Genomic DNA, 9,158 nt, shown 5'->3' on the forward strand with positions numbered 1-9,158 from the left:
AGCATTATCAAATGAGACTTAAGTTTATTTCGCTTCGGTCACTTCAGTCTGGAAATCAAAAACACCTCATCAACGCTTTGCCCAACAAACCGCACGCGTGGAATAATCCGGGCCCTTACGACTTCCAAAAAAACAAAAAGGACAGCGCCCGTGCAATCGATCCTGGACCCAAAATGGCACCACTTCATCAAGGTCGCCAAACTGGGGAGCCTGACACAAGCCGCCGTGGCGCTTGATGTACCGCAATCGATGATCAGCCGCCACATTTCTCAACTGGAACGGGAATGTGGAGTGAGGCTGTTCAACCGCACCGGACGCGGTGTAAACCTCACCGAATTCGGCCTGCAGATTTTGCCGCGCATCGAGGCCCTCGCCGAGGAGTCGGAAGAAGTCTCCGACGTGATCCGCACCTCCGGGGGCATCCCCATCGGCGAAGTTCGCATCGGTTTGCTGCCATCCACCGTGGAGCCTATCGCCGGGCCGATCTACAAACTGGTGCATGAACGCTATCCGCGCATCCGGTTGCATATCTGCGAAGGCAGCAGCGCCTACCTCGAGGAGCTTATCAATGAGGGCCGCGTCGACATGGCGTTGCTCCTGCGCGAAGCCGATGTGTCGACGTCGGAAGAATCGGTGCTGGTGCAGCCCAAGCTCATGCTGGTGGGTCGCTCGCAAGACCCGGCCGTTGCGCAATCGACCATCGAGTTATCCAGCCTGCAAGGCCTTCCCCTCGTGCTGCCTTCCCGACCGCACCCGCTGCGAGCCAGGCTTGAAAAATTATCCAAGTCGCACGGTGTTCAATTCGACTGCGCGGTGGAAGCCGATTCGATCCGTCTGCAATGGGAAATCGTGGCCGCCGGCGGGGGTTACGCCATTACTTCGGGGTTGTTCGAACACGTCGACGACCCGCGTTTCTCGGTCGCCCGCATCATCAAGCCGGAACTGATGCGCAGCGTGGTCCTGGCCAGCTCGCTGCGCCGCCCCAATACCCTGGCGACACGTACGGTGCAAAAACTGCTGGAGCAGGAAGCGCCTCTGCTGCTGAAAAACCGCTCGTGACGACTGAGTTCACGAGAAACCTGTAGGAGCGAGCCTGCTCGCGAAGAACGCCCAGATAACGCGATCATCCAGACAGGGCGCGTTATCGTTGACGTCCATCGCGAGCAGGCTCGCTCCCACAGGAGAATGACGGGGTTTCAGTGCTGTCGGTGCAACACCGCCCGGTTCAGCATGCCCTGGTCGGCCACGACCGTCTGGCCGGTCATGATGCGGTTTTGCCGGGAGGCCAGGAAGGCATAAAGCGGCCCGTGGTCTTCGGGCGTCGGCAGTTCCTTCAACAGGCTGAGCGAACGGAACATCGAGAGAAAGGCCGCCTCGGGAATGTCGGATTGCTTCTGGGTCTCCAGCCCGAGTGAACGCGGCCCGCTCAACTGGCTGTTGGCAATCCCGGCCGGTGCAACGGCATTGACCCGTACATGGGGCGCGAATTCGAACGCCAGCTGGTTGACCAGGCTTCGGATCGCGCCCTTGCTCGCGCTGTACACCGCACCGCCACCATCGGCGGCATAGGCCGCGGTCGATGTGGTCAGGACCATGGCGCCTTCGCTCGCGCGCAGCAGGTTGAAGAACACCCGGGCCGACAACAGATAACCTTTCACGTTGACCTGCATCACCTCGTCGAACAGTGCGTCCAGTCGTTCCTCCGGCATCTCCAGCAACGGTACGTTACCGTCGAAGATGCCTTGCGCGCCGATCAGCGCATCGAGCCGGCCAAACCGCGACAGCACGGCCTCACGGCAGGCGCGCAGGTCGGCAAGGCGCGTGACGTCGCCCTGGACCACCAGCACGTCAGGACCGAACTCTTCACGCAGCCGCGCGACTTTTTCGGCGGAGATTTCAAAGATTGCCACCTGCGCGCCCTCCTCCAGGCAGTGGCGCGCCAGGCCCAGGCCCAGGCCGGAGCCCCCCCCGGTCACCAGGACAACATGTTCGTTCAACACCTTCATCACTTGCTCCCTCGGTTCAGATTGGCTGGGCCAGCGCGGCAAACGACGCATGCATGATGCGCATGTGCTCGCCCTTGTCACCGCCGTTGATCTCGATTTCGCCCAGGCGCATGGAGTTTTCCACCACCATCCGACAGCGCTCCCATCGACGTTGCTGGAAACTGTCCAGTGCAGCGGCCAGGCTGGATGCCGTGTCCAGCTCTTCAGCCAGCACGATGGCATCTTCAATGCCGATGCAGGCGCCAGAAGCCAGGTGCGGGGTCGTGGCGTGTACCGCGTCGCCAATCAATACTGCACGGCCGCGGTACCAGGGCCGGTCGACCAACAGGCCTTCCAGCGGGCGGAAAATCACCAGGGAATCTTCATTGAGCATCTCGTTGGCGTGACGTACGTCAGGAGCGGAAAAGGCGTCGAGCAAGCCCTTGAGCCGTGACAGGAATTGCTCTGGCGCCACAAAGTCGTTCACCGGCCGGTCTTCATTGACGAACAAATACATCTCGTCCCTGGACACCGGGTTCAGGCCGACCTTCAGGTGATCGCCGACCCACAACATGGTGCAGGTGATCGACGCCGGACGCGGCAACACCGCACGCCACACGCCCTGCCCGCTGTAACGCGGTCGAGGGGCGTCAGGCAGCAGGCGCTCGCGCATCGGGGAATACAAACCGTCAGCGCCAATCAGCAAATCGTAGCGACGACGCGTACCGTCCGTGAAGTCCACCGTGACGCCGTCGGCATCCTGCTCCAGCGCGCTCAGTGTGCAACCCAGACGCACATCGGTGCCGCTGGCGCGGGTGGCATCGGCCAGTATTTTTGCCAGCACCGGACGCATCACCGCACCACTGCCCGGCACCTCTTCGCCAGCGACGCGTGGCGTCGGAACCTGGGTCAGCAACGTGCCGTCCGGGGAATAAATATCCAGGCCGTCGCAGGCATAACCTTCTTCGAGAAAGCGCTCCAGAATGCCAAGCGTGCGAAACGCTCGCAGTGTCGGGCCACCGATGCTGATGCCGGCGCCGTAGTTGCGCCAGTCTGGGTCAATTTCCACCAGGTCCACGGCAATACCGCGCTTGCGCAGCTCGATGGCCGCCGACATACCGGAAAAACCACCGCCGACCACCAGGGCCGATTGAATGAGTGCAGCCATGTGACTCTCCAACGGCGCGGGATAAGCCCGTCCCGGGCCGCCTATTGTTATTGTTGAAATCGCCGCGATGGTTCATGGCGCGGCTTCGGGCCAGCCTTGATCCTACAGGCGTGCAACGCCGCGCACTCCCGCAAAAAACGCAACGCAGCTTTCTATCGGCAGCCATGCACTGGCCGGATAGCAGCCATCCAGCTCATCGCCTACCTCCGCCTCCAGTCCGTTCGTAACCTACGGCCAGCGAAGGAGTCCGTTCAATGAAAACATTACCCACATTCCATCATGTCATCAGCGGGCCGGCGAATGCGCCCTGGCTGACGTTTATTCCCGGCATCGGCAATGATGCCGAGTTCTGGGCCGACCAGGCCGTGGCGCTGTCGGCGCATTTTCGCGTGCTGCGTTTCGATCCCTGGGGCCACGGCCACAGCCCGGCGCCGCCGCAGGACTGCCAATTTGCCGACATCCGGGACGGCGTCGTGCAGTTATGGGATCACCTGGGCATTGAGCGTTGTGCCGTGGTGGGCCTAGGCTTCGGCGGTTCATTGGCCCTGGCGCTTGGCCTGGACTACCCCGAGCGGGTCACGCGTATCGCCGCCTTCTGCTGCCGTCCCCGTCAGCCCGATGAGCGCCGCGAGTTCTGGCGCGGTCGCTGCGATGCCGCGCAGGCTCAGGGCATCAACAAACTGGCCGACGTCACGGTTGACCGCTGGTTGAGTGTCGACTTCCGCGCCAGCCATCCCCAAGTGGACAGCCTGCTGCGCCGCATGATGAAAAATACCAGCCTGGAAGGCTACCTGGCGTACGTGCGCGCCTTCATCGAGATGGACTTCAGTGCGCGCTTCCCCGAGCTTCGCGTGCCCACCCTGCTGGTGGCTGCCGAGCATGATCACGGCGGCGGTCCGGTCGCCGACATGCAGGCGATGGCCGCGCGAAATCCGAACACCGAGTTACAGGTCATCGCGAACGTCGGGCACATCTGCAACCACGAAGCGCCTGCGGCCGTCGAGCAACTGCTGCACCGATTCTTCCAGCAATAATCACCGGCCGGCGCTCATACCGCCGGCCTGCCTACAAACGACAGAGACAACAAAATGACAAAACATGTCGTTATCGTCGGCGCTGGGCATGGCGGGGTCAGCCTCTGCGCGGCCCTGCGTGCACAGGACTTCGCCGGCACGATTACCCTGCTCAGCGACGAGGGCGATCTGCCCTATCACCGCCCGCCATTGTCCAAGGCCTTTCTGACCAACGACACCGCCGAAGCCGAGACCAGACTGCTGCTCGAACCGCCACATTTCTACGATGAACAACGCATCGACCTGCGCTTGAACACCCGGGTCAATGCCCTTGATACGCACACGCAAACGCTGCACCTGGACAACGGCAGCGTGTTGCCTTACGACCAACTGGTACTGGCCACCGGCGCCCGCGCACGCACCCTGCCACTGCCGGGCAGTACGCTGGACGGCGTTGTGCAATTGCGCACCCTCGAACAGGCCCGCACATTGCGCCAGCGTCTGGCGAGCTGTCAGTCCATCGTCATCGTCGGCGGTGGCTTCATTGGCCTGGAAATCGCTGCCACCGCGCGCAAGCTCGGGAAACAGGTCACGGTGCTGGAAACCGCGTCCCGTATCATGGAGCGCTCGGTGTCACCGCAGGTCTCGGCCTATGTGACCGGTAAGCATCGCGAACAGGGGATCACCCTCGAACTCGACAGCACCGTGAAGGCCTTTCTCGGCGACAACGGCCAGGTGAGCGCTGTGCGCACCGACACCGCGCAATGGCCGGCCGACCTGGTGATCGTTGGTGCCGGCTCGCTGCCCAACAGCGAGCTGGCGCAGGACGCGGGTATCGCCTGTGCCAACGGCATCCTGGTCGATGCACAGATGCGCACGTCGGCACCCAACGTGTTTGCCATCGGTGACTGCGTGGCCTTCGAAAACCGCTACGCCGAGAACGCCCGCCTGCGCCTGGAATCGATCCAGAACGCCAATGACCAGGCACGCCTGGTGGCGCGCTTGATCCTTGGCGAAACGCAAGGCTATGACGCGTTGCCCTGGTTCTGGAGTGACCAGGGCGAGGTCAGATTGCAAATGGTCGGCCTGTCGGTGGGCCGCACTCACTGCGTGATCCGTGGCGAACCCGAGGGCGGTCGCTTTTCGGTATTCCACTACCGCGACAGCACCCTGATTGCAGTCGACTCAATCAATCAGCCACTCGAACACATCCTCAGCCGCAAACTGCTGGCGGCCGGTATTTCGCCCGATCCGGCGCTGATCGCCGACACCGGTGTGGCCTTGAAAAGTCTTCTCGACTGACGCCCCACGCCATGCGGGGCTGCGACGAACGCTGCGCCCCGCGTCCATGACCACAATAAAAACAACCGTCATGCCCGGCTCCTCCTTTGACCCTGCTACAACCGGCGCCCGCTGACCCCTACCCTGCATGGCGCTGCCTACACGCACCGGCCGCTGACGTCCGCTGCCTGTCGACACCACGCCATGGCTGCTCCCTGAATGGAGATGAACATGTTCGTTCGTGTATTCGGCAATCTTTCGGTGGGCGCCAAGCTCACCCTGGGCTTCGGCCTCGTTCTGGCATCGACACTCGCGGTCGCCTGTACCGCGTTTTATGCCCTGCATACGCTGGAACAACGTGGGGCGGTGATCCGCGACCTCGGTGGTGCCCGCGCCTTGATGTTACAGGCCCGCACGGCCGAGAAAGACTTCGGCCTGACCTTGTCCACGGAGGCCGCCAACCAGGTTATCGACCGAGTTCGGCAATTGGGCGGGCTCCTGGGCCTGTACCGTGAGCGCTTGCCCGACGCTGTGTCGGCGGACGAGGCGCGGGCCACTTACTTCGAGCAGTTCCAGCGTTATACCGAGGCCAAACGCGATGAGCGCGATGCCCGGGTCGGCATGCAGGAACTGGCCAAGACCCTGGGCGAACGCTTCAGCGCGGTGCTGCTCGATCAGCTCGACACACTGAACACCGCTGCCGAGCAGTCGCAACCGGCGTCCCAGGAACAGATGACCTTGCTGGAACAGACCTCCATGCTGCGCGACAAGCTGTCCAATTTGCGCGACAGCGAACTGTACTTCGCCCATGAAAACAGCCTGAGCGCCCGCGACGACTGGGAAACCCGCATGACCGAGCTGCTCACGTACCTTGACAGCCTGGCCCGCCAACTACGGGGCAGCGAGCAAGACTCGTTGCGCCAGGCCAACGACGCACTGGCAGGCTACCGCGCCGCGTTCGAACACTTCGTTGCCAGCCGCGATCGCGCCACGTCCAGTCAGGAAGCGATGAACCATGCGAGCATGCAAGTCGGCGAACGCCTTGGCGCCGTGAGCGACAAGCAGGAACAAGCCTGGCACCAGACCAGCTACCACGTGACACAACTGCTCGGCGCGATCCTGATCATCTCGTTGATCCTGGGCGTCGGCGCCGCCGTGCTGATCCGTCATCTGATACTGCGGCCACTGAACCAAGTGCTGGCGCTGACCCGGCGAATCGCTGCGGGTGACCTGACGGCCGAACCCACGCCCGACAACCGGAATGACGAGCTCGGTCAATTGCTGGGCAGTGTCGGCAGCATGCTCGACAGCCTGCGCGGCCTGGTCGGGCGCATTGCCCAGGACATTGGCACGCTCAACCGCACCGCCGACGACGTGGTTCAGGTCGCGGAACGGACAACCCAAGGGGTCGAGCAACAGAATGCCGAAACCGAACTCGCCGCGACCGCCATGCACCAAATGACCGTCAGCGCCCAGGACGTTGCGCGTAACGCCAGTGATGCGTGTGACGCCGTGCAGCAAGCCAACCGCGAGGCCCGTCGCGGTGACGAATTGGTGCGTCAGGCCAGCACTCGCCTCGATCACCTGGCCAACGAGATGACCGGCTGCAGTGAGGCCATGCAACGCCTTCTGCAGGAAAGTGGCGCGGTGGGCCGGGTGCTTGAAGTGATCAATGCACTGGCCGAGCAGACCAACCTGTTGGCCCTGAATGCCGCCATCGAGGCGGCCCGTGCCGGCGACCATGGCCGTGGGTTTGCCGTGGTCGCCGACGAGGTGCGAAATCTTGCCCGGCGCACCCGAGCGTCCACCGAAGAGATCGCCACCATCGTTGAGCAATTGCGGCAGGTCAGTGGCGAAGCATCGGACCGCCTGCAAGGCAGCGAGGCCCTGACCCGGGCGAGCGTCGCCCTGACCGCGCAGGCTTCACAAGCATTGCAGACAATCAGTGCCGGGGTCTCCACTGTCGAGCAAATGAGTCAGCAGATTGCCGCAGCCGCCGAACAACAAAGCGCAGTGGCCGGACAGGTGGGCGACAGTATGGCGCGAGTGCGGGCAATCGCCGAGCGCAGCAGCTCGGCGAGTGTTCACCTGGAGGGTGCGGTGCGCGAACTGGGCCTGGTGGGCAGCACGTTGAATGCCGCCGTGACCGGGTTCCGTACCTGAAGCCGAATCAGAGGCGGCGGCCGACGAAAATCGCCAGCAACGCAGCAATGTAGATCAGCCAGGCCACCGGCCCTGTGCCGCCGGTGTAACACAGGTTGAGCAGCAGCCCCGCCAGCATGCCGCCGCCGAAGATCGCACCGTTGAGGATGGCCGATGCCTTGCCGGCCCGGCGCCCCTGATCCGCCATCGCCAGCGCGGAAGCGTTGGGATTGACGAACCCGACGCTGCACACGGCAATGAAGAACCCCGGCAGCACCAGCCACAGGGTGCTGCCGACCAGTTGCGCGTCAATCACCAATATAGTGCCGCCCACCAGGGGCAACCACAACGCCGTGCGCAGGATTTCGATGGGCGCGTAGTGCTTCAACAACGCCCGGTTGACTTGACCGGCCAGCATGACGCCAAGGGCGTTGGCACCGAAGAAATACCCGAATGCACTCGGTGCGATGCCGTGAACTTCCATCAGAACCAATGGCGAGCCGATGATGTAGCTGAACATACAGCCCATGACCAGCGCCTGGATCAGCACGAAGGTCATGAACGGGCTGGTATTGAGCAAGTCCCAATAGTCGTGCACGACCCCACGAACCCCACCCACGGCAGGATGGGCCGCCGGCCGTTCATCGAGCACCGCCCACGCGTAGAAAAACAGCACCACGCCGAACAGGCACAACAGGCTGAACACCGTGCGCCAACCGCCCAGCACCATGACCCAACCACCCAGCAGCGGCGCCACGATAGGCGCTGCGCCCATGATCAGGATCAACAGGGAAATGTTTTGCGCACTCTGGGACAGGTCGCATCGATCACGGATGATGGCGAACGTCAGCACCGCCCCGGCACAACCGCCCAGGCCCTGAAGGAAGCGAAAAAACACCAGGCTGGCAAGGCCGTCGACCTGGGTAATGGCCGCGCTCGACAACACATACAGGCCGAGCCCGACCAGCAGCGGTCGCTTGCGCCCGACCCGATCGCTGATCGGTCCATAACACAGCATGCCGATCAACATGCCGATGAAATACGAAGAAAAGCTCAGCTCCACCTCGCCCGCGGCCAGGCCGAGTTCCTGGCGAATCATGGAGAATGCCGGCAAGTACATGTCGGTGGACAAGGGAGCGATGGCTGCCAGGCTGCCGAGCAGGAACAGCAATGGCACGGAGATCGGGCGTAGTGCAGTGGTCGTACTGTTCAAGGAACAACTCCTTTTTTCGAAAGAGGCCGGAAACAAAAACGCCCGGCACCGGGCCGGGCGTGGTAATTGGAAAATGCTGGGATCAGATGTAGGAGCGAGCTCGCTCGCGAAAAACGTCCGGGCAACGCGTTCATCCAGACGGGGCGCGTTATCGTTGACGTCCATCGCCAGCAGGCTGGCTCCCACATTGAGATGCAGGTGTTGCCACATTGAGATGCAGGTGTTGCCGCAGGTATTGGCGGTATTAGCGGTTTTTGAGCAGGTCCAGCGCGACGTCGACGATCATGTCTTCCTGACCGCCGACCATCCGCCGTTTGCCCAGCTCGACCAGGATGTCGAGGGTTTTCAGGCCGTAC

General features: G+C 62.7%; 7 protein-coding genes and 2 pseudogenes. 5 read left to right on the forward strand and 4 right to left on the reverse strand.

Annotated elements, in window-relative coordinates; translation table 11 throughout:
- Nucleotides 1-150 precede the first annotated feature (150 nt).
- Nucleotides 151-1,059 carry a LysR family transcriptional regulator gene (locus EJA72_RS25775; protein ID WP_178129585.1) on the forward strand — a complete coding sequence of 303 codons (909 nt, stop codon included), beginning with the start codon at nucleotides 151-153 and terminating at the stop codon, nucleotides 1,057-1,059.
- 137 nt (nucleotides 1,060-1,196) lie between these two features.
- Here EJA72_RS25775 and EJA72_RS25780 read toward each other — a convergent pair whose 3' ends face one another.
- Both EJA72_RS25780 and EJA72_RS25785 read right to left on the reverse strand, forming a co-directional pair.
- The gene (locus EJA72_RS25780) at nucleotides 1,197-2,006 is read right to left on the reverse strand and encodes an SDR family oxidoreductase (RefSeq protein WP_157714702.1); all 810 of its coding nucleotides are present in this window, start codon (nucleotides 2,004-2,006) and stop codon (nucleotides 1,197-1,199) included.
- A 16-nt stretch (nucleotides 2,007-2,022) separates the two neighbouring features.
- Nucleotides 2,023-3,153 (reverse strand): FAD-dependent oxidoreductase, encoded by a 1,131-nt coding sequence (locus EJA72_RS25785; protein WP_157714703.1) that lies wholly within the window; start codon nucleotides 3,151-3,153, stop codon nucleotides 2,023-2,025.
- 254 nt (nucleotides 3,154-3,407) lie between these two features.
- Between EJA72_RS25785 and EJA72_RS25790 the strand changes: the two genes are divergently transcribed.
- The 4 genes and pseudogenes from EJA72_RS25790 to EJA72_RS29865 all read left to right on the forward strand — a co-directional run bounded on the left by EJA72_RS25790 (nucleotide 3,408) and on the right by EJA72_RS29865 (nucleotide 7,610).
- Nucleotides 3,408-4,187: an alpha/beta fold hydrolase gene (locus EJA72_RS25790; RefSeq protein WP_157714704.1), complete on the forward strand. Its 780-nt coding sequence runs from the start codon at nucleotides 3,408-3,410 to the stop codon at nucleotides 4,185-4,187.
- A 54-nt stretch (nucleotides 4,188-4,241) separates the two neighbouring features.
- Nucleotides 4,242-5,468: an NAD(P)/FAD-dependent oxidoreductase gene (locus tag EJA72_RS25795; RefSeq protein ID WP_157714705.1), complete on the forward strand. Its 1,227-nt coding sequence runs from the start codon at nucleotides 4,242-4,244 to the stop codon at nucleotides 5,466-5,468.
- A gap of 1,002 nt (nucleotides 5,469-6,470) precedes the next feature.
- Nucleotides 6,471-6,752: pseudogene (locus tag EJA72_RS29860) on the forward strand (HAMP domain-containing protein); the annotation flags it as partial.
- Nucleotides 6,747-7,610: a methyl-accepting chemotaxis protein gene (locus tag EJA72_RS29865; protein WP_372240750.1), complete on the forward strand. Its 864-nt coding sequence runs from the start codon at nucleotides 6,747-6,749 to the stop codon at nucleotides 7,608-7,610. The pseudogene EJA72_RS29860 and the gene EJA72_RS29865, both read left to right, overlap by 6 nt.
- A 7-nt stretch (nucleotides 7,611-7,617) precedes the next feature.
- Here EJA72_RS29865 and EJA72_RS25805 read toward each other — a convergent pair whose 3' ends face one another.
- Entirely contained in the window at nucleotides 7,618-8,802 is a 1,185-nt protein-coding gene (locus tag EJA72_RS25805; protein ID WP_157714707.1) for a multidrug effflux MFS transporter, read from the reverse strand.
- Nucleotides 8,803-9,046: 244 nt separating this feature from the next.
- A pseudogene (locus EJA72_RS25810) lies at nucleotides 9,047-9,158 on the reverse strand (4-hydroxy-2-oxovalerate aldolase); the annotation flags it as partial.

The organism is Pseudomonas sp. PB120 (assembly GCF_009761815.1).
Classification (GTDB): domain Bacteria; phylum Pseudomonadota; class Gammaproteobacteria; order Pseudomonadales; family Pseudomonadaceae; genus Aquipseudomonas.

Bases quoted from the DNA above. Each gene is read 5' to 3' on its own strand.
- EJA72_RS25780 (WP_157714702.1), bottom strand. From the start codon at position 2,006: ATGAAGGTGTTGAACGAACATGTTGTCCTGGTGACCGGGGGGGGCTCC.
- EJA72_RS25785 (WP_157714703.1), bottom strand. From the start codon at position 3,153: ATGGCTGCACTCATTCAATCGGCCCTGGTGGTCGGCGGTGGTTTTTCC.
- EJA72_RS25790 (WP_157714704.1), top strand. From the start codon at position 3,408: ATGAAAACATTACCCACATTCCATCATGTCATCAGCGGGCCGGCGAAT.
- EJA72_RS25795 (WP_157714705.1), top strand. From the start codon at position 4,242: ATGACAAAACATGTCGTTATCGTCGGCGCTGGGCATGGCGGGGTCAGC.
- EJA72_RS29865 (WP_372240750.1), top strand. From the start codon at position 6,747: ATGCTCGACAGCCTGCGCGGCCTGGTCGGGCGCATTGCCCAGGACATT.